The sequence below is a fragment of the Mycobacterium sp. NGS27 genome (assembly GCF_059813005.1).
The window spans coordinates 141,181-167,103 of record NZ_JCALDT010000010.1; the positions used below are offsets into that span (position 1 = coordinate 141,181).

Genomic DNA, 25,923 nt, shown 5'->3' on the forward strand with positions numbered 1-25,923 from the left:
ACGGGCCGAAATCTCGACCGGCGTGAGCGTCAAATCCCTGCTGGCGGGTATCTGGAACCCACAGGAATACAAGGGAGGCGCCATGCCCACCGGAAACGAGCCATCACCACGAGGCGAAAACGCCGTCACCGCAGAAGATGTCGAGCTCGCCGAACGTAACGCCGCGGCGGCGCGCAAGCGCGCGGCTCGCGCGGGACTGTCCGCAGCGCAGAGTTTGGAGGCATCCGCGGCCCGCCACGAGCGATTCGCGAAGATCCAAGATCAAACTGTCCAACAAGGCGTCTCGCACACGGAAGAGCACCGCAGTTCGGCACTCAAGCACCGCCAAGCCGCCGAAGACGACCGCAGGCTGGCCGAACTGAAGCGGAAGGAATCCGAGGCGGACCTCGCATCGGCGCCGGGCACCGACTGACGCGCGGTCAGTCCTCGACGAAACGGGCGCGGACCTCCGGCGCCGGCAATGGGCAGCTGTCGTACTTGCCGCCGACGCGGTATCGAATCGCGGCGAACCTGTCGTAGAGCCAGTCGCGTAGTGGGGTTGGAATCACGCGCGCGACCGTGAACGCCCGCCACGCACCGCCGAGATAACTCGCAACGCGCAGCACTGCTTCGGACCGGACGGCCACCCGTTCCGCCGCCCCGTCCGGGTCATCCACGAATACCACCGAGTCGACGCTGCCGATCTCCGGGTGCCGCCCGATGATCGCTTTGGCGAAAACGCTCTCCAAAGCCGCGAACCGCAGGGGGCCGGTGGGATCGAATCGCAGGATCGTCCGCACCGACCGATTGCACACTCCGCAGACCCCGTCGTACAGCAGCACGGGCGCCGCCGACTCACCGTTCATGCCTCCCAGGTTACTTGAGCGGGATCCAGGTTGACCTATGGTAAGGCAACCCTTAGTTTGTGGGGTAACGTACCAGTTCGTGATCGCCCGGCCGCTGATCGCGGCGCCGACGTGGGGTCGTGGCAGGGCCGCATCCAGGCTGTGCGCCGCCCATGCGGGCCACATCGATCCGTGGCCTCGCGGTGGTGAATCCGCCGGGCCGACGCCGTCGATGGCGCGGGGCGCCGCGAGAAAGGACCGCTAATGGCACGCGGATTCTCCGGTGTGATGCTGCGCAGCTTCGGCGCGCGCGACCACACCGCGACGGTGATCGAAACGGTCCGGATCGCCCCGCATTTCGTGCGGGTGCGCATGACATCGCCGACGCTGTTCGAAGACGTCGATGCCGAACCGGCTGCGTGGCTGCGGTTCTGGTTCCCGGACCCGGACGGATCGAAAACCGAATTCCAGCGCGCCTACACGGTCTCGGAGGCGGACGTTCCCGCCGGACGTTTCGCGGTCGACATCGTGCTGCACGATCCCGCCGGCCCCGCGTCATCATGGGCGCGCACCGTGCAGCCCGGGGCCACCATCGCCGTCATGGCCCTGATGGGCTCGTCGCGGTTCGACGTGCCCGACGAACAGCCGGCCGGCTACCTGCTGATCGGCGACTCGGCATCCATCCCGGGGATGAACGGCATCATCGGCGTCGTCCCCGACGACGTCCCGATCGAGATGTACCTCGAACAGCACGACGACAACGACACGCTGATCCCGGTCGCGAAGCATCCCCGGCTGCGGCTGCACTGGGTTGTCCGCCACGACGAGAAGTCGCTGGCCGCCGCGATCGAGAGCCGGGATTGGTCGGACTGGTACGCGTGGGCGACGCCGGAGGCCACCACGCTCAAGCAGGTGCGAGCGCGGCTGCGCGACGAATTCGGCTTCCCCAAATCCGAGGTGCACGCCCAGGCCTACTGGAGCGCCGGGCGCGCGATGGGCACGCGCCGCAACGACGAGCCGGAATCACCCGATCAGATCACGCCCAGCATTTCCACGGAAGACATTGCGGCGCAACTGGAATCGGCTCAGCAGGTGACTCCCGCCCAGGCGGCCCGCGGTAAGTGGCGTGCCCAGGGCGCCGGCCGACTCCTCGCTCCGCTGCGGTCGGCGCTGATCGTCTCGGGTGCGCTGCAGGCGGTGATCACCCTGGTGCAGCTGGCGCCGTTCGTGTTGCTGGTCGAGCTGGCCCGGCTGCTGGTATCCGGCGCGCCCGCGTCCCGGCTGGCCGGCATCGGCATCGCCGCGGTGTCGCTGCTGGGCCTGGGGGCGTTGCTGGGTGCCGCCCTCACCCTCTGGCTCCACGTCGTCGACGCGCGGTTCGCCCGTGATCTGCGAAAGCGGCTGTTGCTCAAGTTGTCTCGGCTACCCCTGGGCTGGTTCACCGCACGCGGCTCGGGATCGATCAAGCAGCTGGTGCAGGACGACACGCTGTCCCTGCACTACTTGGTCACCCACGCCATCCCGGACGCCGTCGCCGCTGCCGTCGCACCGGTCGCGGTGCTGGTCTACCTGTTCGCCGTCGACTGGCGGGTGGCGTTGGTGCTGTTCGTGCCCGTCCTGGTGTACCTGGTGTTGACGTCATCGCTGACGATCCAATCGGGCCCGCGCATCCCGCAGTCGCAACGCTGGGCGGAGACGATGAGCGGCGAGGCGGGCGCATACCTGGAAGGCCAGCCGGTGATCCGCGTCTTCGGGGGGGCCGCCGCCTCCAGCTTCCGGTCCCGCCTGGACGACTACGTCGGCTTCCTGGTCGCCTGGCAGCGCCCGCTGGCCGGCAAGAAGACCTTCATGGATCTGGTCACCCGTCCGGCCACGTTCCTCTGGCTCATCGCGGTGACCGGCACCTTGCTGGTGGTCACGGGCCGGATGAACCCGGTGGACCTGCTGCCGTTCCTGTTGCTGGGCACCACATTCGGCGCGCGGCTGCTCGGCATCGCCTACGGCCTGGGCGGCATCCGCGCCGGCCTGTTGGCGGCCCGGCGCCTGCAGAACGCGCTCGACGAGGCCGACCTCGCCGTACAAGCCCACGACGAAGCCGACCAGGATTCGGCGGGCACGGTGGTGTTCGACAACGTCGGCTTCGGCTACCGCCCCGACGTTCCCGTCATCCACGATGTCTCGCTGACCTTGCGGCCCGGCACGGTCACCGCGCTGGTCGGCCCCTCCGGGTCGGGCAAGTCGACGCTGGCCGCCTTGCTGGCCCGGTTCCACGATGTCGGGCAAGGCTCGATACGTGTTGGGGGACAGGATATTCGGTCGATGACCGCCGACCAGCTCTATGCCCAGGTCGGGTTCGTGCTGCAGGAGACGCAACTGGTGCACGGCACCGTGGCGGAAAACATCGCCCTGGCTGTGCCGGATGCCACCGCGGCACAAGTCGAGCAAGCGGCCCGCGACGCCCAAATTCACGATCGCATCATGCGACTGCCCAACGGCTACGACACCATGCTGGGCGCCGGAAGCGGGCTTTCGGGCGGCGAACGCCAACGGCTCACCATCGCCCGCGCGATCCTGGCCGACACCCCGGTGCTGATCCTCGACGAGGCCACCGCCTTTGCCGACCCGGAATCGGAATACCTTGTGCAGCAAGCGCTCAACCGGTTGACGCGGGACCGCACCGTGCTGGTGATCGCGCATCGATTGCACACCATCACCCGGGCCCACCAGATCGTCGTGCTCGACCATGGCCGCATCGTCGAACGCGGCACGCACGACGAGTTGCTGACCGCCGACGGCCGATACCGGCGGTTGTGGGAGGGTGGCCGCCGCGACCAGCTGACCGCAGGCACGTCCGGCGAGGGGGCACGATGATTCGCACGTGGTTGAGTCTGGTGCCGGCTGATCGCCGCAACCGGGTCATCACCTACACGGTGCTGGCATTGATATCCGTGGTGGTGCGCGCGGTCGCCACCGTGCTGCTGGTCCCCTTGGTCGGGGCGCTGTTCAGTGACGACCCACGGCGCGCGCTGGTCTGGCTGGGCTGGCTCACCGCGGCCACCGTGACCGGCTGGGTGATCGACACCGCAACGGCGCGTATCGGTTTCAACCTGGGCTTCGCCGTGCTGGATCACAGCCAGCACGACGTGGCGGACCGGCTGCCCGGTGTGCGGCTGGATTGGTTCACCGCCGAGCACACCGCGACGGCACGGCAGGCGATCGCGGCCACCGGTCCCGAACTCGTCGGCCTGGTCGTCAACCTGCTCACGCCGCTGATCTCCGCCGTCCTGCTGCCCGCGGTCATCGCTGTGGTGTTGTTGCCGGTCTCCTGGCAGCTGGGGGCCGCCGCGCTGGGTGGCCTGCCGCTGCTGTTGGGCGCGCTGTGGGCATCGGCCCGCCTGGCGCGGCGCGCCGATGCCGCGGCGGCCGACGCCAATAGCGCGCTCACCGAACGGATCATCGAGTTCGCCCGAACCCAGCAGGCACTGCGAGCCGCGCGACGCGTCGAGCCCGCACGGAGCCTGGTCGGCGACGCGCTGGCCGCACAGCACGGCGCCACCATGCGCTTACTCTCCATGCAGGTCCCCGGGCAGCTGCTGTTCAGCATCGCCAGCCAGCTTGCACTGATCCTGCTGGCCGGTGCGACCACCGCGCTGACCGTGAATGGAACGCTCACGGTGGCCGAGGCCATCGCACTGATCGTCGTCATCGTGCGCTACCTCGAACCTTTCACCACCATCAGCGAACTCGCGCCCGCGCTGGAAAGCACCCGCGCCACGCTCGCCAACATCCGCTCGGTGCTGACGGCGCCGCTGGTGAATGTCGGCACCGCCGCGGGCGCGGGCGGCGCGACCCCCCGCATCGATTTCGATGACGTCGTGTTCCGCTACGACGGTGCGGGTGCGCCGGTGCTGGACGGGGTGAGCTTCACCCTGGAGCCGGGCAGCACCACCGCGATCGTCGGACCGTCCGGCTCGGGCAAGAGCACCATCCTTGCGTTGATCGCCGGGCTGCACGAGCCCACCGGCGGCCGGGTGCTGATCGACGGTGTGGACGCGGCGACGCTGGACGGCGACGCGCGGCGGGCGGCCAGCAGCGTGGTGTTCCAGCATCCCTACCTCTTCCACGGGTCCATCCGCGACAACGTGTTTGCCGGGGATCCCGGCGCCGGCGACGAGCGGTTCGCGCGGGCGGTGGCGCTCGCGCGAGTCGACGAGCTCGTCGGGAGGCTGCCCGACGGCGCCGATACCGTCGTCGGAGAGGGCGGCTCGGCGCTGTCCGGTGGCGAGCGACAACGGGTCAGCATCGCCCGCGCGTTGCTCAAGCCCGCACCGATATTGCTGGTAGACGAGGCGACCAGCGCGCTGGACACCGAGAACGAGGCCGCGGTGGTCGACGCGCTCACCGCCGACCGGCAATCGCGCACCCAGGTGATCGTCGCGCATCGGCTGGCCAGCATCAGTCACGCCGACCGCGTCCTGTTCGTCGACAACGGCCGGGTGGTCGAAGATGGGACGGTTGACGAATTACTCGCTGCGGGTGGTCGTTTCGACGAATTCTGGCGCCAGCAGCACGAGGCCGCCGAATGGCGGATTCTGGCGGAATAGCTCACCGCGGTTGACCGCAACTCTTGCGGTATGCCTTACAGTTTGTCAGTCGGACCGTGCTGTCCGCGTACAGGAGGCGTGCCGCTTATGAGTGCTGTGTTGTCGATACCGCGTTATCCCGGCGACGTGACCCCGCAGTGGTTGTCGGCCGCGCTGTCTGGCGGCGGCACACCCGTCGAGGTCGCCGACGTGGACGTGGTCGCGATCGGGACGGGACAAACCGGCGCGACCTACCGGGTTACCGCTCGCTATGCGACGGATCCCGGCGACCTGCCGCAGACCTTCGTGATCAAGCTGCCCGCCCAGGACGACACGGTGCGTGACCGGGTGGTGATCGGCTATCGCAGCGAATGCGCGTTCTACTCCTCGGTGGTGGATCGGGTCCGAGTGCCGACGCCACGGTGCTTCTATTCCGAGATCACCGATGATGCAATGGAGTTCGCCCTGTTGCTCGCCGACCAGGCGCCGGCGGTGCAGGGCGATCAGCTCATCGGGTGTGGCGAAACCGAAGCGCGCCTTGCGGTTACGGCGCTGGCGGGGCTGCACGCGCCCAGCTGGTGCGATCCCGTCTGGCTCGATTTTCCTGGCATCGCGTTCGGTCGGCCGGATGAGGCCGGCGCGAACGGGATGGGCGAGGTGGCCAAGATGAGCGCCGACATCACCCTGGAGAAGCTAGGCGATCGGATGAGCCCGGAAGACCGCGACACCTTCAGCGCGGCAATGGGTTCGATCGCGCCGTGGCTGCTATCCGAGTACGACCGGTTTGCCTTGCTGCACGGCGACTATCGGCTGGACAACCTGCTGTTCGATCCCGAACGAACCAGGGTCAGCGTGGTCGACTGGCAGACGCTCGGCGTGGGCTTGCCGGGCCGGGATCTCGCCTACTTCACCGCGACCAGTCTCAGTTCGCAACTGCGGGCCGACATCGAAGAAGAGCTCGTCACCGACTATCACCGGGCGTTGACGGCCGGCGGCGTCGGCGGCTACGACCGCGAAACATGTTGGCGCGATTATCGGCTCGGGGTGTTGCAGGCACCATTGATCTCGGCGCTGGGTTTCGCATTCGCCGCGGCCACCGAGCGTGGCGACGACATGGTGCTGGCCATGCTCAGCCGCGGCTGCCAGGCGATCCGCGAGCTGGGGACGCTCGACTTAATCGGCTGAGGCCTCAGAGGTCGCCGGTGAAGTCGGCGCTCAGCCAGCGGTCGGGCCGGATGGTGAAGAGCACCTCCTCGACGCCTTCCATGCTTTGCACGAACGCGCGACCGCCTTCCTCGCCGAGGTATCGGATGGCGATCGATTCCTGTAGGTCGGCCGGGGCCGGGTTGGTGGTCTCGACGATGGTGCCTTCCACCACGACGTACTGATACGGCGGCTCCTCGCGCTGAACCACCAGCGTGACGGTGCCCGCTTGGGTGATGAGCCGGGCCTTGCGGCTGGACGCCCCGGTCATGATCCGGACGTCTCCGCCGGGGGTGTAGTCGTACCAGATCGGGACGCTGGCCGGCGGCCGGCCTTCGGTGGCGGCGACGGACAGCACGGCCACATGCTTGTCGGCGAGGAACTCCTGGCGCTCGGTTTCACTGAAGGCTTTCATGACGAGTGCAAACGCCGCGACCGTGGAGCTATTCCCGGGTAACGCGATCAGTACTGCGTCGAGCCCTGATCGACCGGGATCTGTGCGGCGGTGACCTTGCGCGACTCGTCGCTGGCCAGCCAGCACACGGTATCGGCGATCTCCTCCGGCTCGGCGACCCAGTCCGGCAGGAACGGCGTGAGGACGTGCGACAGCTGCGGGTTGGTCTCCATGGTCTTGCCCACCGCGTTGACCATGTCGCCGGAGCCCATCGCGGTGTTGACCGGGCCCGGGTGAACGCTGTTGACCCGGATCGAGTGCTTGCCCAACTCCGCGGCGAAGGCCCGCGCCAGCCCGGTGACGGCGTGCTTGCTGGCGGTGTAGTGAATCATGAACGGCTGCATCTTCATGCCGGCCGCCGAGCTGATCAGGATGATCGAGCCGCCGCGGCCGCCCTCGATGATCTTGTCCGCGCCCGCCATCACGGTGTTCCAGGTGCCGGTCACGTTGATGTCCATCACGTCGCGGAAGTTCTCCGGGGTGATGTCGTCCCACGCCTGCGGAGCCGCGACCCCGGCGTTCGCGACGATGATGTCCAGCCGGCCCAGCTCGGCGACGCCGTCGGCGACCACCTGTCGCAGACCGTCGAAGTCGCGGGTGTCGACCACCGACGAGATGATCCGTCGGTCCGCCGCTTCGACCAGGCGCACGGTCTCGCTCAGGTCGCCGGGGGTCGCCGGATCGTAGGGCACGCACGACGGCAGCTTGCCGGCGATATCGACGGCGATGATGTCGGCGCCTTCGCGGGCCATGCGCACCGCGTGCGCCCGGCCCTGGCCGCGCGCCGCGCCGGTAATGAATGCCACTTTTCCGGCCAGCTTGCCGCTCATAGTTCTCCTCTGTTGGGTCCGGCCACTTTCATCGCTGCGCGGCCTTGACGAGGTTCGATCCGATGATCAACCGCTGAATTTCACTGGTGCCCTCGTACAGCCGCAGCAGGCGCACATCGCGGTAGATGCGCTCGACGGCAACGCCCCGCATGTAACCCGTGCCGCCATGAATCTGCACCGCGAGATCCGCGACATTGCCGGCCATTTCGGTGCAGAAGACCTTGGCGGCTGATGGCGCGATCCGGCGATCCTCGTCGGCGACCCACAGCCGAGCGGCTTCGCGCACCAGCGCACGGCCGGCCATCACGCCGGTCTGCTGGTCGGCGAGCATGCCCTGCACCAACTGGAAGCTTCCGATCGGCGTCCCGCCCTGCGTGGCGGTGGCGGCGTACGACACGGATTCGTCGAGCGCGCGTTGAGCGGCGCCCACCGCCAGGGCGGCGATGTGCACCCGCCCGCGGGCCAACGACGTCAGGGCCGCCCGGTACCCGTGGTCTTCGCTGCCGCCGACGAGCGCATCCGGGCCGACGCGGACGTCGGTGAAGTTCACGTCCGCCGTCCAGGCGCCCTCCTGGCCCATCTTGGCGTCCTTGGCGCCCACCTCCACCCCGGCGGCGTCGGCGGGAACCAGAAACACGGCGATGCCCGGGCCCTGGTCGTCGGCCGGCCGGGTGCGTGCGAACACCACGAAGAGATCGGCGACGGGCGCGTTGGTGATGAAGCGCTTCTGCCCGGAGATGACCCAACCATCCCCGTCGGGAACGGCCTTGGTGCGCAAGCCGGCCGGGTTCGATCCGGCGCCCGGTTCGGTCAGCGCGAAGGAGGCGACGACGTCGCCGGACGCGATCGACTCCAGCCAACGGGATTTCTGGTCGTCGGTGCCGAACCCCACCAACACCTGTCCGGCGATGCCGTTGTTGGTACCGAACATCGAACGCAGCGCCAACGACGTGTAGCCCAACTCCATCGCCATCTCGACGTCCTGCATCAGGTTGAGGCCAAGGCCGCCCCACTCCTGGGGAATCGCGTAGCCGAACAGGCCCATCTTCTTGGCCTCGTCGCGCAGGTCGTCGGGAACGCGATCGGTGTCGAGAATCTCCTGCTCGCGCGGGACAACGGCGCTGCGGACGAATTGCCTTGTCTGAGCGAGGATCTCGCGGAAGTCCTCGTCGGAGACTTCAGCGGCTTCGGCGGCGGCCATGGGCTCCACACTCCTCTCTCGATCCGGGACACCCCGGTTCAGGGCAGGATCCTATATCAAATATGATATTTGCCTTACGGGTGCCCGGTGGAGGCGACGACAGTGAAGGATGTGTGATCCAGGTGGCGATGTTGACAGGTCAGACCGCGGTAATCACGGGCGGAGCGCAAGGGCTGGGTCTGGCCATCGCGGAGCGCTTCGTCGCCGAGGGTGCCCGAGTCGTGCTCGGCGACGTGAACCTCGAGGAAACCCAGGTCGTGGCCAAGCAGCTGGGCGGCGACGATGTCGCGATCGCGGTTCGGTGCGATGTCACCCGGTCGGCCGACGTCGAAACCCTGATCCAGACCGCGGTCGAGCGTTTCGGCGGCCTGGACATCATGGTCAACAACGCCGGGATCACCCGGGACGCGACGATGCGCAAGATGACCGAGGAGCAGTTCGATCAGGTGATCAACGTGCACCTGAAGGGGACCTGGAACGGCACCCGGTTGGCCGCCGCCGTCATGCGCGAAAACAAGCGCGGCTCCATCATCAACATGTCCTCGGTGTCCGGCAAGGTCGGCATGATCGGCCAGACCAACTACTCCGCGGCCAAGGCGGGCATCGTCGGCATGACCAAGGCGGCCGCCAAAGAGCTGGCCTACCTGGGCGTCCGGGTGAACGCGATCGCCCCGGGCCTGATCCGTTCGGCCATGACCGAGGCCATGCCGCAACGGATTTGGGATTCCAAGGTCGCCGAGGTGCCGCTGGGCCGGGCCGGTGAGCCCAGCGAGGTCGCCAGCGTGGCGCTGTTCCTGGCGTCCGACCTGTCGTCGTACATGACGGGCACCGTTATGGAAATCACCGGCGGCCGCCACCTATGAGCGCGACGCGCCAGGCCGTCATCTGTGAACCCGTCCGGACCCCGATCGGCCGCTACGGCGGAATGTTCAAGGCGTGCAGCGCCGTCGACCTCGGCGTCACCGCGCTGAAGGGGTTGCTCGAACGGACCGGGCTGGCGCCCGACACCGTGCAGGACGTGATCCTGGGCCACTGCTATCCGAACAGCGACGCGCCGGCGATCGGGCGCGTGGTGGCGCTGGATTCCGGTCTGCCGGTGACGGTTCCGGGCATGCAGGTCGATCGGCGTTGCGGCTCGGGCCTGCAGGCGGTGATCCAGGCGTGCCTGCAGGTGTCCGCGGGGGACAACGACCTCGTCGTCGCCGGCGGCTGCGAGAGCATGAGCAACGTCGCCTTCTACTCCACCGACATGCGTTGGGGCGGCGCCCGCAACGGCGTTCAGGTGCACGACGGGCTGGCGCGGGGACGCACCACCGCCGGCGGCCGGAACTACCCGGTGCCGGGCGGAATGCTGGAGACGGCCGAGAATCTGCGCCGCCGGTACGGCATTTCACGCCAGGAGCAAGACGAGCTGGCGGTGCGATCCCACCAGCGTGCCGTCGCCGCGCAGAAGGACGGAGTCCTGGCCTCGGAAATAATTCCAGTGATCATCCGCAGTCGACAGGGTGACGACATCATCGACACCGACGAACACCCGCGCGCCGACACGTCGGTCGAGTCGCTGGGCAAGCTCAAACCCGTTCTGCTGAAGGATGATCCGGAGGCGACGGTGACCGCCGGCAACGCCAGTGGGCAGAACGACGCGGCCTCGATGTGCGTGGTCACCACCCCGGAGAAGGCCGACGAATACGGCCTCAAGCCGTTGGTGCGTCTGGTGTCGTGGGGCGTGGCGGGGGTCGCACCCGACGTCATGGGCATCGGCCCGGTGCCCGCGACCGAGGTGGCGCTGGCCAAGGCGGGCCTGCAGCTATCCGACATCGACCTCATCGAGCTCAACGAAGCCTTTGCCGCGCAAGCGCTTGCGGTGATGCGGGAGTGGAAGTTCGGCGCCGCCGATCACGAGCGGACCAACGTGCACGGTTCGGGGATATCGCTGGGCCATCCGGTGGGCGCGACGGGCGGCCGGATGCTGGCCACCTTGGCGCGCGAACTCCATCGCCGCGAGGCGCGCTACGGACTGGAGACCATGTGCATCGGCGGCGGCCAGGGCCTGGCGGCCGTCTTCGAACGGGTCACGTCGCGATGACCGGTTCGGCGTTGCCACTGGACGGCCTCACCGTCGTGGAGGTGTCGAGTTTCGTCGCCGCCCCGCTGTGCGGTATGACGCTGAGTCAGCTCGGCGCAGAAGTCATCCGGGTCGACCCCATCGGCGGCGCATCCGATGTGCAACGGTGGCCGCTGGCGGCGGATGGCACCTCGATCTATTGGACCGGCCTGAACAAGGGGAAGCGTTCGGCCACCATCGATCTGCGGTCCCCGGAAGGCCACGAACTGGTTCAGCGGCTCATCATCGAGGGCGACGGCATCGTGGTGACCAACGCCGCGGGATTGTCCTGGCTCAGCCACGAGGTGCTGGCGGCCAAGCGCCCCGACGTGGTTCACGTGCAGCTACTCGGGCGCGGTGACGGATCCACTGGAGTGGATTACACGGTGAACGCGGGTCTCGGCTATCCGCTCGTCACCGGTCCGGCCGATCATGGCGGAGCGATCAACCACGTGCTGCCGGCCTGGGACGTGTGCTGCGGCCTGTACGCCGCGCTCGCCGTCGTCACCGCCGTCCGCCACCGCGAGCGGTCCGGGGCGGGGGCCCGGATCAGCCTGGCGTTGGAGGATGTCGCCCTGGCCACCGCGGCCAACTTGGGGTTGCTGACCGAGCCGCAAGTCAATGGGACACAACGCGAACGGCTGGGTAACGCGATCTACGGCCAGTACGGGCAGGACTTTCTCAGCAGTGACGGGGCCAGGTTCATGGTGGTCACCTTGACGGGGCGGCATTTTCGCGACCTGCTTGCGGTGACGGGCACCGACGGCGCGGTGTCGGCGCTGGCCGAGGCGCTGGGCGCGGATTTCGGGTCCGAGGGCGATCGTTACCGCTACCGTGACGTGCTTTCCAGCTTGTTCGCCACCTGGTTCAGCGCTCACACCGCCGACGAGATCACCATCGCGCTGTCAGGCACCACGGTGCTGTTCGAGCGGTACCGCACCTTCGCCGAGGTGGCCGCGGGTCCGAAAGTGACTGGCAATCCTCTGTTCTCGCGATTGCGGCAACCGGGTCTCGGCGAATACTTCGCCCCCGGGCTGCCGGCCGCGTTCGACGGCACACACCCGGCCAGCGCGCCCGCGCCCGCCCTGGGGCAGGACACCGCCGACATCCTCGCGCGGTTGGGTTTGACCGCCGCCGACATCGAGCGTCTGACGACCGCCAAGACGATCGCCTGCTGAGCAAAGGAAACGCAGCACATGACCAGACTCGCCCAAACGCTCGGCTTGACCGAGGTGCAGACCGAGATCGTCGCTACCGTAAGAAAATTCGTGGAGAAGGAGGTCATTCCCCACGCGGCCGAGCTGGAACGGGCCGACACCTACCCGCAGGCGATTGTCGACCAGATGCGGGAGATGGGCCTGTTCGGCCTGATGATTCCGCAGGAGTACGGGGGGCTGGGTGAGTCGCTGTTGACGTACGCCCTGTGTGTCGAGGAGCTGGCGCGGGGCTGGATGAGCGTGTCCGGCGTGCTCAATACGCATTTCATCGTGGCCTACATGCTGCGTCAGCACGGCACCGACGAGCAGAAGCAGCGGTTCCTGCCGCGGATGGCGGTCGGTGAGACGCGGGGCGCCTTCTCGATGTCGGAGCCGGAGCTGGGTTCCGACGTGGCCGCGATCCGCACCCGGGCGCGCCGCAATGACGACGGGACCTACACCATCGACGGCCAGAAGATGTGGCTGACCAACGGCGCCACTGCCACGCTGGTGGCGGTGTTGGTGCGCACGGACGAAGGGTCGGACAAACCGCACCGCAACCTCACCGCGTTCCTGGTCGAGAAGCCGGCGGGTTTCGGGGAAGTCGTTCCTGGACTGCGCATTCCGGGCAAGATCGAGAAGCTGGGCTACAAGGGCATCGAAACCACGGAGATGATCTTCGACGGCTACCGGGCCGGCGCCGGCGACGTGCTCGGCGGCAGCACCGGCCAGGGCTTCTTCCAGATGATGGACGGCATCGAGGTCGGCCGGGTCAACGTGTCGGCCCGCGCGTGCGGCCTCGGGATTCGCGCGTTCGAGCTCGCGGTGCGCTACGCGCAACAACGCGAGACCTTCGGCAAGCCGATCGCCGAGCATCAGGCCATCGCGTTCCAATTGGCCGAGATGGCGACCAAAGTCGAAGCCGCACACCTGATGATGGTCAACGCGGCGCGCTTGAAGGACTCGGGTGAGCGCAATGACGTCGCCGCCGGGATGGCGAAATACCTGTGTAGCGAATATTGCACCGAAGTCACCCAACAGAGCTTCCGGATCCACGGCGGTTACGGCTATTCCAAGGAATACGAAATCGAGCGGCTGATGCGCGACGCGCCTTTCCTGCTCATCGGCGAGGGCACCAGCGAGATCCAGAAGAACATCATCAGCAAGCGACTGCTCGCCGAGTATCAGGTGTAAGCAGATGAGCGTTCCGGAATTCGCTGCGCGGCCTCAACTTTCCGAGGACGTCGCGCGCCTCATCCGCCGGCGGATCTTCGACGGGGCGTACGCCGCCGGATCGTACGTCCGGCTGGATCAATTGGCCGCGGAGCTGGGTATCAGCGTCACACCGGTGCGTGAGGCGCTGTTCGCGCTGTGCGCCGAAGGCCTGATCAACCAGCAGCCCCGCCGTGGCTTTGTGGTGCTGCCGGTCACCGGACGCGACGTCACCGATGTGGCGAATGTGCAGGCGCATGTCGGTGGCGAGTTGGCCGCGCGGGCGGCGCTCAACATCACCGACGAGCAACTGCACGAGCTCAAGGAGATCCAAGCACAACTGGAGGATGCGTACGCCGGTGATGAACACGAACGCACCGTGCGGCTGAATCACGAGTTTCACCGGGCCATCAATGTCGCGGCGGACTCGCCCAAGCTCGCGCAGCTGATGTCACAGATCACCCGGTATGCCCCCGAATCCGTGTTCCCCGCCATCGAGGGGTGGCCAGAGCAATCGATGCACGACCATCGCCGGATCCTGTCCGCGCTGAAAAAGCACGACGCCAAGCTCGCCCGCGCGGCGATGTCGGAACACCTTGCCGCCGGGGCGGTGCCGCTGATCGATCACCTCGTCGCACGCGGAGTGGTGGCCGACGTCGGCGGTCCGACGTCTTCCTGAAGCCGCCCCGGCGGTATCTCTTGTTGATCGCGCGCGCCTGGGTACCAGGCAAGGTGTCGTGGATCAACAACGTGCCGGGCCCTGAGCCTCGTCTGCCAACATCTCGCGCAGTCGACGGATGTCGACCTTGCCGGTGCCACCGCGCGGAACGTCCTCATCGGATTCCAGCAGTAGCCACACCGTCGGAACCTTGAAGGCGCTCAACAGAGTTCGCGCGCAGCCGCGCAACCGATCGGCGGTCACCCCTCGGCACACCACCACCGCGCCCACCCGATTGCCCGCGGCGCCGGGAACATTGGTGACGAAGGCGTTGTCGATGCCGTCGATCGTGCGCAGCGCGCTCTCGACCTCGCTGGGGTAGACGGTCGCGCCGCTGACTTTGAACATGTCGTCGGATCGCCCGTGGTAGAACAGGAATCCGTCGTCGTCGAGGTGGCCGAGGTCACCGGTGGGGTAGAAGCCGTCGGCGGTGAAGAGGTCCTCGCGGGTGCGCCCGCAGATGCCGCGCAGCGTGTGCGGTCCGCGGATTTGGATCACGCCGGTGGCGCCGGCCGCTATCGGCGCGCCGCTGTCGGCGTCGACGATGCGGACTTCCATGCCGGGAAAGGGTTTTCCGCAGCTGCCCCACGCGGAGGCGGGCATGTCGGTATCGGCGGGATAACCGCAGTACGGCCCGAAGGCCTCGGTCATACCGAACAACGCGGCTCGCGCGCCGGGCCGGGCGCGCCGCTCGGGCGGTAACAGGGCCTGCAGGCTTCCCGGCTGTAGGGCCGAGAGGTCGGCGCCGACCTCGCCGGCGTGCCGCGCCAACGCCTCGGCCTGGTCCGGCCAGCCGCGAAACAGCGTGACCCGTTCGTCTTCCAGCAGTCTCAGGGTGGTTTGCGGCCGCGGGATTTCTTCGGTCACCATGGTGGCGCCGGCCAGCAGGACGGAGAGTATGCCGCTGCCGAAGCCGCCCACCCAGAAGAAGGGCATCGGCAGATACAGGCGGGTACCAGAGGCGATGCAGCGAGCCGCAAGGCCCGACTGCACAGCGCCCAGCGCGCTGCCGTGCGAGTGGATGACTCCTTTGGGTGGTCCGCTGCTGCCGGAGGTGAACATGATCACCAGCGGGTCGGCGGGCGTGACCGTCGCTGTCATGGGGTCGACGATGTTGCGGACCCGCTCGCCCGGGCAGGCTTTTTCGAGTCGGTCGACCGACCAGACCGCCCGCAACGCGGGAAGTTCGGTCCGGCGCGTGGTCTTGAGCTCGTCCAGGTAGCGGTGTCCGCGGAACTCCTCGACGCTGAGCAGGAATTGCACCGCGGCCGCCCGTAGTTGCGCGGCCAGCTCCGCGGCGGTCAGCAGGGTGCTCAGTGGTACCAGCGCCGCGCCGATGCGGGTCAGGGCGATGGCGATCTGCACCCAGCGGGTGCTGTTGGGCATGATGAGCCCCACCCGGGTGCCCTTGACCACGCCAGCCTCGATGAAGGTGGCGGCCAAATCGCCTGTCGTCGAGTCGAGTTCGCGGTAGCTGATGCGGGACGTGGGATCGATCACCATCGGCGTGTCAGCATCGTGTTGGGCCCGCAACCGCACCAGCTCGTCGATGGTGCTAGGCATCGAAGAGTTCCGTGAGTTGGCGCATGTCGACCTTGCCACTGGACAGCAGCGGAACCTCGGCGCCGCGCAGGGCGAGGAACCGCCTGGGAATCTTGTACGCGGACAGCTCCGTTTTGAGCAGCGCGACCAGTGCGGCTTCGTCGAAATCCGTGGCACCGTCGGGCTGGACAACCACCGCGGCGACGACCTGCCCGCGCCGGGCGTCGGGAATGCCGATCACATAAGCCGGTGCTCCGCCGGTGACCCTACTGATGGCCTTCTCCACCTCGGCCGCCGAGACGTTGGCGCCCCCCGTTTTGATCATCGCGCGGAGCCGGCCGAGGAAATAGACGAATCCCTCGGCATCGACGCGCACCAAGTCGCCGGTGTGGAACCAACCGTCGGCATCGAAACACTCTTCGCGGCTGCGCCGGTAATAGCGCTGCATCAGGCACGGTCCGCGAATGCACAACTCGCCGACCTCGCCGACCGGCTTGATGGCCGCGGTGTCGGGGTCGACGACTTTGGTCTCAACGCCCGGTGCCGGATTGCCGAACGAGCCGCGCCGGTGCTCGGGTTGGTCGGCTTCGTCATCGCCGATCAGCACCACGCTGCCTGCCTCGGTCATGCCCAGCATGTTGTGCCGAAGTTCTGGGTCCACCGGGCGGGCATCGGGAGCCATGATCGGGTACAGGTTGCCGCGCCGCATCGAGGTCAAGTCGCGCTGGGGGAAGCTCGGATGGTCGGCCAGGTGGGCGACCCCCGCCGCGAAACCGTTGGTCATGGTGGGCTTCTCGGTCTCCAGCAGATCGAGCGTCGCGCCCGCATCTTCGGCGTTGGAACACACCAAGGTCGATCCGGCCACCAAGGTCGCGAGCAGGCCGAACGCGAATCCACCGATCCAGAAGAACGGCGAATTGCAGAACAGCCTGTCGTCGGCGGACAAGCCCCGGACCCTGTTGAGGGTTTGTTGATGCGCGAGCAGGGCGCCGTGGGTGTGCACCGCCCCCTTCGGGCAGCTGGTGGAGCCTGACGTGTACACGATCGCCATCGGATCGCATTCCGCGACATCATCTTCCAGCGCCGCCAGCAATGCCGGATCGACAGTGTCGGCGCGCCCAGCTACGGTCTCGTGCGTTACCGCGACGTGACGCAGTTGCGGTGCTGTCGCACAATACAAGCGGGAGCTGAGGTCGGCGTCCGGGAGAATTTCGCACAGGCGTTGCAGGTAATCGTGAGAACGAAAAGACCTGGCGGTCAATAGGATCTCCACGTCACTATCGACAAGTTGCTCGCGCAGCTCGCGGCCGGTGACGAAGGTGGAGAACGGAATCAGCACGGCACCGATTCGCGCCGCGGCCGCCATCCCGACGACGAAGTCGGACCCGTTCGGATAGAGCAGCCCCACGTGGGTGCCCTTGCCGGCGCCGAGAGCAACCAAACCGCGCGCGAGCCGCGCCGAACGGAAATCGGTCTCGGCGTAGCTGATCCGGTCACCGTCGCAGACCAGGAACGGGTGGTCGCCGCGCGAACCGGCTTGCCTCCGCAGCAGCTCGCCGACCGTCAATGATTCAACGGGCATGGTCGCGTTGGATCGCGGGCTGGCGAAAGAAGTTTCGTATCGCACCAAGATCGGCTTTCCCCGATGGTGTCCGGGGGATGGTGTCGACGATCGCGATCTCGGTGGGTATCTCGTAACCCGCCAGCCGCTCTCGCAGGTACTTCACCAGCGCCTCGGCGTCGGCGTGGGCCCGCTCGCGTAGCTCGACCATGGCGACCGGTGTCTCGCCGAGCCGCTCGTCGGGTCGGGCGATCACCGCCGCGCCGGCCACCGCGGGGTGGCTCTCCAATGCGGCGCGAACGTCATCCGGCATCACCTTGAAACCGCCGCGGATGATCGCCTGGTCGGCGCGCCCGACGATCCAGAGAAACCCGTCGTCGTCGATCCGCGCCATATCCGTGGTCCGCATCCATTGCGCGGCAGGCCCAAGCTGGCCCGGCTTTACCTCCAGCAGGCCCACTTCGTCCGGGCCCAAAGGGGTTCCGTCTTCGGCGACCACCCTGAGCCCAGCGCCGGGATTGGCCCGGCCGACGCTGCCTCGCTTGGTCTTCCAGTACCGCTGATGGTCGGAAAGTGTCCAGCCCGCCACGCCACCACCGAATTCGGTTGCCGCATAAGAGGTCAAAACCGGCACGCCGTACTTCTCGGTGAAGGCATCGGCATCCTCGGCCGACAGCGGTGCCGTCCCGCAGGTGACGGCCTTCAGGCTTGCCAGGTCGGCGCGCGGAACATCGGAGTGCAACACGGTTCGCAACGCGGCCGGTACCAGCGACGCCGCGCGGGGGCGATGCTTGCGCACCGCCTCGGCCCACGCGTTGAGCTCGAAACGTTCCAACAGCACGAACGGTCGTGCCTCGGCGACGCATTGCAGCACCCGGAACACCCCGCCGATGTGAACCAGCGGTGAGTTCACGATCGCGATGCCGCGGCGCAGCCCTTGAGGCGACGCCGCCTGCTCGGGCTCGGGACCCATCACGCTGCGCGCCAGCATGTCGTAACTCAGGTCGATTCGCTTGGGTGGCCCCGTCGTGCCGCTGGTCAACATGCGCACCGCGACGCCGGACGGGGGACCGCCTTCGCGAGCGGACGGCGCGATTGCGTCGTCGTCATCCAACAGACCCGAAATCGCGACGGTCGGCGTGCCCGCGGGTACCAGCGCCGTCAGATCGGCACGCTCGCCCACGATCACCGGAAGCCGCAGCCCCACGATGTCGTTCTTGGTGCGCTCGTCCCCGCGCGACGGGTTGATGACCACCACCGTTCCGCCGCTCAGCAGCACGCCCAGAAAGGCGGCCACGTGTCCCGGCCGGTTGCGGAGCAGCATCCCGACTTCGGCTCCGCAGGTTTTGGCGGCGATGCGTTGTGCCGCTGCGGCCACCCGGGCCCAGGAGATCCACCGCCCGCCATACTCAATGGCATGCGAGTCCGGCTGTAGGGCAAGAACTTCGGCGATGCGTTGAACCAGTGGGTGGCGCGACATCAGCGAATCTCCGGTTTACCCACCCGGGTTTGGGAATCGCGTTGAGCTGCGAGCTCGGCGATGCCCAGCGGGTTCCCCAGCCGGGTGTAGATCAGGTTCTGCTCCATCGCGGCGCGGTACGGCTTGTCCAGGGATTCCCAAATCGCTTTCACCGTCCCCGCGGTCGCGGTCGGCGGCTTGGCCGCGATGGTCGCCGCGATCTCGTGGGCGCGGCTCCAGAGCTGGTCAGCGGCGACGACCTCGGAGACCAACCCGATGCGCAGCGCGGTGTCGGCGCTGACGCGTTCGTCGTTGCCCATCAGTGCTATGCGCAGAGTTTCGCCCAGGCCGATGCGGCGCATCAGGCCGATCGGTTCCAATGCGCAGACCAGGCCCGCCGACACGTGAGAGTCGAAGAACGTGGCGTCCTCGGAGCAGATGACCACGTCGGATTCGTTGACGAAGTAGAACGCGCCCGCGGTGCACATGCCCTGGACCGCGCAGACCACGGGCTTCCACATCTTCTGCCACTTTGGGCTCAGGGCTTCTCCGGGATCCTCGTGGTGCCAGATGTTTTCGGGCTGCCCGTACGGCTTCTTGATGTCCAGGCCGGCGCTGAACGCCCGATCGCCGGCGGCGCGTAACACCACCGCGTGCACCGCGTCGTCGAGCTTGACCGTGCGCCACGCGCGGGCCATTTCCTCGCACATGGTGCGGTTGAACGCGTTGAGCTGATCGGGGCGATTCAGCGTGATGGTGGCGACATGGTCGTGCGCGTCCACCTCGAGCAGAATGGTTTCGAAGGTCATCGGCATTGCCAGTTCGGTTTGCGCTTCTCGACGAAAGCCCTCGGACCCTCCTGCGCGTCCTCGGTACGCAGCACACGCTCGCGGAACGTCTCGGCGAGTATCTCCGCCTCGTGCAGCGGAACGTTCAGCCCCTTAAGGATCGCCAGCCGGGTGCCCCGGACTGCCAGCGGCGCATTGGAATTGACGGTGTCCGCGATCTCGTGGGCACGCTCGAGCAGACGCTCGTGTTCGACGATTTCGCTGATCAGCCCGAGCTCGTAGGCGCGTTGCGCGCCCATCCGCTCGTGCTTGCCCATCAAGGCCATTCGCAGCGCGATCGAGCGGGGCAACACGCGAGACACCCGCACCAGTTCCCGGCCGGCCACCAGCCCGATGCTGACGTGCGGATCGAAGAAGGTCGCCTGCTCGGAAGCGATCACTATGTCCGTCGTCGTGACCCAATCCATCCCGGCGCCACAGCAGATTCCGTTCACGGCGGTCAGCACGGGCTTGGCCATGGCGCGAAACGGCGGCGTGCCCTCCTGCGGCGCCTCCCACTGGTCGTACGTCGACAGATATGGCCGCTCGTAGATCACCTTGCCGTCTTCCGGAATCTCTTTGACGTCGGCGCCGGTGCAAAAGGCCCGGCCGGTGCCGGTGACGATGGTGAGCCAGACGTTGTCGTCGTTTTCGGCCTCGTCGTAGGCCGCGCGCAGCTCGGTGATCATGTGCGGGCTGAGAGCATTGAGGGCGTCCGGACGGTTCAGGGTGATAGTCGCGGTGTGCCCATCGACGTCGTACTTGATGGTGTCGAATGACTCAGTGGGCATCGATCATCCCTTCGATCATCGGCCATCGAACTTCGGTGCCCGTCGCTGCCTGAAGGCTTCCAGGCCTTCCTTGAAATCTCTTGTCCTGCAGGCTAACTCCAGGTTGAACAGCTCCTGGGTCAACGACTGGCTCAGCGTCGCATGCTGGCCGAAGTTCAACGCCTGTTTGGCCAGGCCGAGCGCGGCCGTCGGACCGGAGGCGAGTCGGCCCACCAGCTCCTTGGCTGCGTGGTCGAGGTCCGGACCGCTTACCGTCTGATGAATCAGCCCCCAGTCGGCCGCATCCGGCGCGCTCACCTTCTCACCGAGCAGCAGCATGCGCCTGGCCCGCGCCAAGCCGACGAGCCGGGGCAGCAGCCAGGTGGATCCCGAGTCCGGGCTGAATCCACGGTCGATGAAGGGCTCCCAGAACACCGCATCGTCGGCGGCCACCGTGAAGTCGGCGGCCAGGGCCAGATTGCAGCCGAATCCCACCGCCCAGCCCCGCACGCTGCACACCACCGGCAGCTGGATGCTTGCGAGGAGCTCGATCACCCGGTGAGCGGCATGGGGGATCCGTCGCACCAGATCACCGGCGCGGGGACGCTGAGCGGCCGGATTGTTGGCGGCCACCCAGTCGGCGCCGGCGCAAAAGTGATCGCCCGCGCCGCGGATGTGGACGGCGCGTAGCGAGTCGTCGGCAGCGGCATCGGTGAGCGCGTCGACCAACGTCCCGATCATCAACTGTGTCAACGAGTTACGCCGGCTTGGGCGGTCGATAGTCACCAGCAACACCGCACCGTCGCGGTGCGCTGTTACCGAACCCTCGGCACCGGCCGTGTCGGCCCCCTGACTCACCGTCGAATCCGGCCTTTCTCCGCCGATACGGTTACCCATACAGTAGGCAATACGATTGATACGCTGTATAAGTTAGCAAGGATACGCTGCCTGCGGAACAACCCGGGGTGAAAGAGGGAACGATGACCTTGTCGGAGGGGCATGCCGCACGGGCGTCGACGAGCAACGGAGGCGCGCGATTCGGTGAGGCTCCGCTTGCCCAGACGGTGGCCGCGGCCGCCGCCATGCGGCGCCTGAGCTCGTTGCTGGTATCCCTCGAGCATCCGCACCGCGCGGTGGACGCCATGCTGCAGAAGTTCGCCGAGTGGGAAAGCGAACTGGCGGCCGCGGCGCCGGCGGACAACGCACCGCGCATCGGCGAATTGCCCGACGACCCCCGGCGCGTCTACCTCAACCACGCCACCGACATCGGCGCGTACAACCCGTGCTTTCCCGAATACCGGTTCGACCAGCTCGACGCCGAGAATGCAACGGGCACTGTCGAGTTCCCGCTGATATATGAGGGTCCGCCCGGACTGGTGCACGGCGGGTTCCTGGGCGTCTTCTTCGACTGCGTCATTCAACATCACAACTGCGTCACCGGCCTCTCCGGCAAAACGCGATCCTTGGCCGTCACTTTCCGCCGGCCGACACCGGTGCTGACCGAGCTGCGATTCGACATCACCCGATCCCAGGGCGAACGCGGCATCACTTCCACCGGGCGGCTGCTGCTCGACGGCGAAGTCCTGTGTACCGGTGAGGTCAACACGTTGGCGTCACTGCCGGAAAGGCTTGCCGGAACGCGATTCGGCAGGCGCCGAAAGGAGTCCGACACATGACCGCCTCGAGCACCTCAGACGATCGAGTGTTTTTCGACGTCGATCCCGACCGGCGCATCGCGACCATCACGCTGAACAACCCGAAACAACGCAACTCCTATGACGCGGCGATGCGCGAGGCCGTCGCCCGCTGTCTGGACCGGGTGGCCGAGGACGACGACCTCACGGTGGTGTTACTGCGTGGCGCCGAGGGGGTCTTTTCCACCGGAGCCGACATGAACAACGCCTACGGCTGGTACGGCTCGTCCGCGGCACCCGACCAGGCGGCCGCCGACGACCGGGCCGCCAAACGTCGCCCCAGCCAACGCCGACGACTTACCGTGGACCGCAAGTCTTTTGGCTTCTATCACAATTTCATGGGTTTCCCGAAGGTAACGGTGGGGGAGATCGCCGGCTACGCGCTCGGCGGTGGGTTCGAGATGGCGTTGATGACCGACATCTCGGTCATCGCGCGCGACACCAAGATCGGCATGCCCGCAACCCGATTCCTGGGCCCCGCGCTGGGCAGCCTGCACATGTTCTTTCACCGCCTCGGGCCGGTGCTGGCCCGGCGGCTGCTGCTGACCGGCGACATCATCGAGGCGGCCGAGATCGAACACCTCGGAATCTTCACCGACACGTGCGCGCCCGGCGCGGTGACGGACCGGGCACGCTACTGGGCGGAGAAGGCGGCGAAGATGCCCGCCGATGGAGTCGTCATCGCCAAGGAGGCATTCCGGCTCGTCGAGCAGAGCCAGGCGTACCAGGGCGAAGAGGTCGCCAGCTATCTGTTCCACGCCTTCGGCACCAACCTGCAATTCGGGCCCGACGAATTCAACTTCGTCAAAACCCGTGCGCAACACGGTGCCCGGGAGGCGTTTCGGTTACGCGACGAGCACTTCCACGTCCCGGAACCCGAAGGCTGACAGAGGGTTTCGGACGGGGTCAGCGAGCCGCTGCCGCCTTGCTTCTGCCCCGGGTCGTAGCGGACTTGGCGGGCTTGCGCTGTCGTGATGGCGCTGCCTTGGCGCCTTTCGACGCTTTCCCTTCCTCGATCAGCCGGCCGGCGTGGTCGAGGATGCAGGTGAGGCCGTACTCGAAATTCGGCTCGTCGGGCGCGGCGATGCGGTGGCCGATACGGGTGATCTGAGCAAGGAGCGGGGTCTTTTCCGGGTCGATGGACACGGCGTCCTCGATGGCGCGCGGTCCGATATCCGACGACTGGTTCTTTTCGTAGAGCCGTTGCAGCACCACGGAACCGCGCACGTGCACCGAGACCGCCGAATAGGTGTCGAACGCGTCCTCCGGTGACAAGCCGGCCTCCACCAGATTGGCGACCGCTTTTTCCATCTCCTGGGCACCCATCCGTGCCGCCTTCGGGGACAGGGCCGCCCGAATCAGAATCAGGTCGCACAGAATTGGATTGCCCATGAACGTCTTACGCATCAAGCGCGCGTGGTTGGCCAACGTCTCGCGCCAGTCGTTGGCCTCGACGTAGGGAGTGGCGAACACGTACTTGCTCAGGGCGCGGTCGGTCATCGCGTTGAGCAGGTCGTCTTTCTTGCGGAAGTACCAGTAGATGCTCGTCACGCCGACACCGAGATGTTTGCCGAGCAGCGGCATGCTCAAGTTGTCGATCGACACCTGCTCCGCGAGTTCGAATGCGCCGCTGATGATGTCGTCGGGATTGATGGACCCGCGTTCGCGTCGCTGGCGCTTATCGGCGGTTGCCTGTTTTGCCACTACGGGCACCTCCATCAAAATCTGTTTCGTTCATTCGGTCTGCCGACCGTACCGCCGGTAATATCGAATTTACCGGCACTTTCTCATCTGACCTGCGTATACGCCTTCGTGTCGCATTCTTCCTCTGCTACTGTAATACCTATCGTAGGCTTTTTGGTAAATCGGCTGGACAGGCGAAAATGACCAGGCTAGAGCTACGGATTACGCAATGGATCTAGGGCTGGCGAATGCCACTGCGGTGGTAGTCGGTGGTAGCCGCGGTATGGGATTGGCGACGGCACGCTGTTTCGCCGACGAAGGTGCCCGGGTGGCGGTCGTCGGCCGTAGTCGAGACGCCCTCGACGCGGCGGTGACCGATCTGACGCGGCGTGGCAGCCCGGATGCGGTAGGGCTGACCGCCGACATCGGGGACGACGAAGCGGTCGGCGCGGTGTTCGGGGAGCTCGCGCAGCGATGGGACGGTGAGCTCAATGCGCTGGTGGTCACGGTGGGGCCGGGCGCCGCGGGCACGTTCGAAGATCTGACCGACGACCAGTGGCGTCAGTCCGTAGAAGACGGCGTGCTGGGGATGGTGCGCTGCGTGCGTGCGGCGCTTCCGTTACTGCGAAAGGCGCAATGGGCCCGGATCGTCACCTTCTCGGCGCACTCGACTCAGCGTCAAAGTGTGATGCTGCCCGCCTACACGGCGGCGAAATCGATGCTGACGAGCGTTTCGAAGAACCTGTCCTTGTCGCTGGCCAAGGACGAGATCCTGGTCAACGTGGTGTCGCCCGGCAGCATCGCATCCGAATCACTGGCGGGCTGGGCGAAGTCGGTGGGGGTCGACGGCAACGACCCCTACGCCCTGATGGAGGCCATCGCCAAGCATTTCGGTCATCCCGCGCACCTGCCGCGGGCGGGCCTGCCGGACGAAATCGGCCCAGTCGCCGCCTTCCTGGCCTCGCGGCGCAACTCCTACATGACCGGAGCCAACATCAATGTCGATGGTGGTTCAGACTTCACTTGAGGATAAGTCGAAGAAATCGATTGGCAGACAAAAGGAGTCGGCTTTGGCTACGGCAGCGGAGGCGCGTGCGTGGGCGCCCGGCGCATTGCGGGGGATCGGTGACTCCCTCTACACGCCGTTCTGCGGCACCGACGGCGATGATATCGACTGGGACGCCTACCGGACGCTGGTCCGTTACTGTGTCGGCGACCTCGGGCATCCGATGTTGTGGTGCACCAGCGGAATCGCCGAATTCTGGTCGCTGACCCTCGACGAACGCAGACGCCTTTTGGAGGTGGCCGTCGAGGAGGCGCGCAGTATCAATCCCGACGTGGTGGTGCAGGCGTGCACGGCGGCCATGTCGGCCAAGGACTGCGTGGACTTGACGCTGCACGCTCAGGAGGCGGGCGCTGACATCGCCTATATCCAAACGCCGATGATGGAGGCGCATGGCGGCGAGGGCGTGCTGCGCTTCTTCAAATACGTGGCGACGCGCACGAATATAGCGCTGGGCATGTTCAACTCGCCGTCCTCGGGTTACGTGCTGACGCCGGCCGAGAGCGCCCGGATCTACCACGAGGTTCCCGCGGTGTGCGCCACCAAAGAGGGCGCCTTCCGACCGGCGAGCAGCCGGATGCTGCATGAACTGGCACCTGGCCTCGCGGTGTGGGAATGCGACAAGACGGTGTACCGCGCAGGCTGGCTGCGCGACGGGATCGTCTGTCCGGCGCAGCTGGGTACGTCGGGTTACCTTTTCGAAACGCCTACGCGGCGATTGTTCTCCGAATACTGGGATCTGGTGCAGAGCGACAAACTCGTCGAGGCGATGGACTATGGCCGCGCGTCCGGCCTGGACCAGTTCGACCTCGACATCGGGTCTTGGTGGACCTGCTACCCGGGCCGTGCGGATTACTTCACCCACTGGGGCGGCGCGTTCAAATACGCTGCGTCGCTACTTGGCCTGCCCATCGGTGCGTACCCCCATTCGCGGCCCCCGCAAGCCGAACTACCCGCCGAGGCGAAGGCCCAAATCGAAGGCGCGTATGAACGCCTGGG

24 protein-coding genes are annotated in these 25,923 nt (G+C 66.9%); 13 read left to right on the forward strand and 11 right to left on the reverse strand.

Going from position 1 to position 25,923, the window contains the following annotated elements; translation table 11 throughout:
- Positions 1–82: 82 nt before the first annotated feature.
- Positions 83–412, forward strand: a complete 330-nt coding sequence (locus tag AC5Y30_RS23265; protein WP_499921401.1) for a hypothetical protein — start codon at positions 83–85, stop codon at positions 410–412.
- Between the two features lie 7 nt (positions 413–419).
- On the opposite strand, the gene AC5Y30_RS23270 is transcribed toward AC5Y30_RS23265, so the two are convergent.
- Entirely contained in the window at positions 420–845 is a 426-nt protein-coding gene (locus AC5Y30_RS23270) for a thiol-disulfide oxidoreductase DCC family protein (protein ID WP_499921345.1), read from the reverse strand.
- A 243-nt stretch (positions 846–1,088) separates the two neighbouring features.
- Between AC5Y30_RS23270 and AC5Y30_RS23275 the strand changes: the two genes are divergently transcribed.
- The 3 genes from AC5Y30_RS23275 to AC5Y30_RS23285 all read left to right on the forward strand — a co-directional run bounded on the left by AC5Y30_RS23275 (position 1,089) and on the right by AC5Y30_RS23285 (position 6,592).
- The gene (locus tag AC5Y30_RS23275; RefSeq protein WP_499921347.1) at positions 1,089–3,695 is read left to right on the forward strand and encodes an ABC transporter ATP-binding protein/permease; all 2,607 of its coding nucleotides are present in this window, start codon (positions 1,089–1,091) and stop codon (positions 3,693–3,695) included.
- Positions 3,692–5,428, forward strand: coding sequence for an ABC transporter ATP-binding protein (locus tag AC5Y30_RS23280; protein WP_499921350.1), 1,737 nt, complete (start codon positions 3,692–3,694; stop codon positions 5,426–5,428). Before AC5Y30_RS23275 ends, AC5Y30_RS23280 begins: the two co-directional genes overlap by 4 nt.
- Before the next feature lie 87 nt (positions 5,429–5,515).
- Positions 5,516–6,592 carry a phosphotransferase family protein gene (locus AC5Y30_RS23285; protein ID WP_499921351.1) on the forward strand — a complete coding sequence of 359 codons (1,077 nt, stop codon included), beginning with the start codon at positions 5,516–5,518 and terminating at the stop codon, positions 6,590–6,592.
- A 4-nt stretch (positions 6,593–6,596) separates the two neighbouring features.
- Here the strand turns inward: AC5Y30_RS23285 and AC5Y30_RS23290 are convergent, their stop codons facing one another.
- From AC5Y30_RS23290 to AC5Y30_RS23300, 3 genes are read right to left on the reverse strand one after another with little or no spacing between them, the layout of a single operon-like run.
- Positions 6,597–7,025: a pyridoxamine 5'-phosphate oxidase family protein gene (locus AC5Y30_RS23290; RefSeq protein WP_499921353.1), complete on the reverse strand. Its 429-nt coding sequence runs from the start codon at positions 7,023–7,025 to the stop codon at positions 6,597–6,599.
- A gap of 47 nt (positions 7,026–7,072) precedes the next feature.
- Positions 7,073–7,894 carry a mycofactocin-coupled SDR family oxidoreductase gene (locus AC5Y30_RS23295; protein ID WP_499921355.1) on the reverse strand — a complete coding sequence of 274 codons (822 nt, stop codon included), beginning with the start codon at positions 7,892–7,894 and terminating at the stop codon, positions 7,073–7,075.
- A gap of 28 nt (positions 7,895–7,922) precedes the next feature.
- The gene (locus tag AC5Y30_RS23300; protein WP_499921356.1) at positions 7,923–9,095 is read right to left on the reverse strand and encodes an acyl-CoA dehydrogenase family protein; all 1,173 of its coding nucleotides are present in this window, start codon (positions 9,093–9,095) and stop codon (positions 7,923–7,925) included.
- A gap of 128 nt (positions 9,096–9,223) precedes the next feature.
- On the opposite strand from AC5Y30_RS23300, the gene fabG reads away from it, so the two are divergent.
- The 5 genes from fabG to AC5Y30_RS23325 are packed head-to-tail and all read left to right on the forward strand — an operon-like array spanning position 9,224 to position 14,286.
- Positions 9,224–9,958 carry a 3-oxoacyl-ACP reductase FabG gene (gene fabG / locus AC5Y30_RS23305; protein ID WP_499921402.1) on the forward strand — a complete coding sequence of 245 codons (735 nt, stop codon included), beginning with the start codon at positions 9,224–9,226 and terminating at the stop codon, positions 9,956–9,958.
- Positions 9,955–11,181: an acetyl-CoA C-acetyltransferase gene (locus tag AC5Y30_RS23310; RefSeq protein ID WP_499921358.1), complete on the forward strand. Its 1,227-nt coding sequence runs from the start codon at positions 9,955–9,957 to the stop codon at positions 11,179–11,181. The genes fabG and AC5Y30_RS23310 overlap by 4 nt, the downstream gene beginning before the upstream one ends.
- Complete coding sequence (locus AC5Y30_RS23315) at positions 11,178–12,377, forward strand: CoA transferase (protein WP_499921360.1); 1,200 nt, start codon at positions 11,178–11,180, stop codon at positions 12,375–12,377. The genes AC5Y30_RS23310 and AC5Y30_RS23315 overlap by 4 nt, the downstream gene beginning before the upstream one ends.
- 18 nt (positions 12,378–12,395) lie before the next feature.
- On the forward strand, positions 12,396–13,589 hold the full coding sequence (locus tag AC5Y30_RS23320; protein ID WP_499921361.1) for an acyl-CoA dehydrogenase family protein: 1,194 nt from the start codon (positions 12,396–12,398) through the stop codon (positions 13,587–13,589).
- Between the two features lie 4 nt (positions 13,590–13,593).
- Positions 13,594–14,286 carry a GntR family transcriptional regulator gene (locus tag AC5Y30_RS23325; RefSeq protein WP_499921363.1) on the forward strand — a complete coding sequence of 231 codons (693 nt, stop codon included), beginning with the start codon at positions 13,594–13,596 and terminating at the stop codon, positions 14,284–14,286.
- A gap of 63 nt (positions 14,287–14,349) precedes the next feature.
- Here the strand turns inward: AC5Y30_RS23325 and AC5Y30_RS23330 are convergent, their stop codons facing one another.
- Genes AC5Y30_RS23330 through AC5Y30_RS23355 form a run of 6 tightly spaced genes read right to left on the reverse strand, consistent with a single transcriptional unit; the run spans position 14,350 to position 21,342 of the window.
- Positions 14,350–15,888: a class I adenylate-forming enzyme family protein gene (locus AC5Y30_RS23330; RefSeq protein ID WP_499921365.1), complete on the reverse strand. Its 1,539-nt coding sequence runs from the start codon at positions 15,886–15,888 to the stop codon at positions 14,350–14,352.
- Positions 15,881–17,449 carry a class I adenylate-forming enzyme family protein gene (locus AC5Y30_RS23335; protein WP_499921367.1) on the reverse strand — a complete coding sequence of 523 codons (1,569 nt, stop codon included), beginning with the start codon at positions 17,447–17,449 and terminating at the stop codon, positions 15,881–15,883. Before AC5Y30_RS23335 ends, AC5Y30_RS23330 begins: the two co-directional genes overlap by 8 nt.
- The gene (locus AC5Y30_RS23340) at positions 17,439–18,908 is read right to left on the reverse strand and encodes a class I adenylate-forming enzyme family protein (protein WP_499921369.1); all 1,470 of its coding nucleotides are present in this window, start codon (positions 18,906–18,908) and stop codon (positions 17,439–17,441) included. The genes AC5Y30_RS23335 and AC5Y30_RS23340 overlap by 11 nt, the downstream gene beginning before the upstream one ends.
- Positions 18,908–19,702 (reverse strand): enoyl-CoA hydratase/isomerase family protein, encoded by a 795-nt coding sequence (locus AC5Y30_RS23345; protein ID WP_499921370.1) that lies wholly within the window; start codon positions 19,700–19,702, stop codon positions 18,908–18,910. The genes AC5Y30_RS23340 and AC5Y30_RS23345 overlap by 1 nt, the downstream gene beginning before the upstream one ends.
- The gene (locus tag AC5Y30_RS23350) at positions 19,693–20,505 is read right to left on the reverse strand and encodes an enoyl-CoA hydratase/isomerase family protein (RefSeq protein ID WP_499921372.1); all 813 of its coding nucleotides are present in this window, start codon (positions 20,503–20,505) and stop codon (positions 19,693–19,695) included. The genes AC5Y30_RS23345 and AC5Y30_RS23350 overlap by 10 nt, the downstream gene beginning before the upstream one ends.
- Positions 20,506–20,520: 15 nt before the next feature.
- Positions 20,521–21,342 (reverse strand): enoyl-CoA hydratase/isomerase family protein, encoded by an 822-nt coding sequence (locus AC5Y30_RS23355; protein WP_499921374.1) that lies wholly within the window; start codon positions 21,340–21,342, stop codon positions 20,521–20,523.
- 122 nt (positions 21,343–21,464) lie between these two features.
- Between AC5Y30_RS23355 and AC5Y30_RS23360 the strand changes: the two genes are divergently transcribed.
- A complete protein-coding gene (locus AC5Y30_RS23360) occupies positions 21,465–22,160 on the forward strand; it encodes a hotdog family protein (RefSeq protein ID WP_499921376.1) in 696 nt (231 codons plus the stop codon).
- A complete protein-coding gene (locus AC5Y30_RS23365) occupies positions 22,157–23,065 on the forward strand; it encodes an enoyl-CoA hydratase/isomerase family protein (RefSeq protein WP_499921378.1) in 909 nt (302 codons plus the stop codon). Before AC5Y30_RS23360 ends, AC5Y30_RS23365 begins: the two co-directional genes overlap by 4 nt.
- Before the next feature lie 19 nt (positions 23,066–23,084).
- On the opposite strand, the gene AC5Y30_RS23370 is transcribed toward AC5Y30_RS23365, so the two are convergent.
- Positions 23,085–23,897: a TetR/AcrR family transcriptional regulator gene (locus tag AC5Y30_RS23370; RefSeq protein ID WP_499921380.1), complete on the reverse strand. Its 813-nt coding sequence runs from the start codon at positions 23,895–23,897 to the stop codon at positions 23,085–23,087.
- A gap of 193 nt (positions 23,898–24,090) precedes the next feature.
- On the opposite strand from AC5Y30_RS23370, the gene AC5Y30_RS23375 reads away from it, so the two are divergent.
- Both AC5Y30_RS23375 and AC5Y30_RS23380 read left to right on the forward strand, forming a co-directional pair.
- Positions 24,091–24,888: an SDR family NAD(P)-dependent oxidoreductase gene (locus AC5Y30_RS23375; RefSeq protein ID WP_499921382.1), complete on the forward strand. Its 798-nt coding sequence runs from the start codon at positions 24,091–24,093 to the stop codon at positions 24,886–24,888.
- Between the two features lie 43 nt (positions 24,889–24,931).
- Positions 24,932–25,923 (forward strand): dihydrodipicolinate synthase family protein (locus AC5Y30_RS23380; RefSeq protein ID WP_499921384.1); only part of this gene is annotated, 992 nt, incomplete at its 3' end.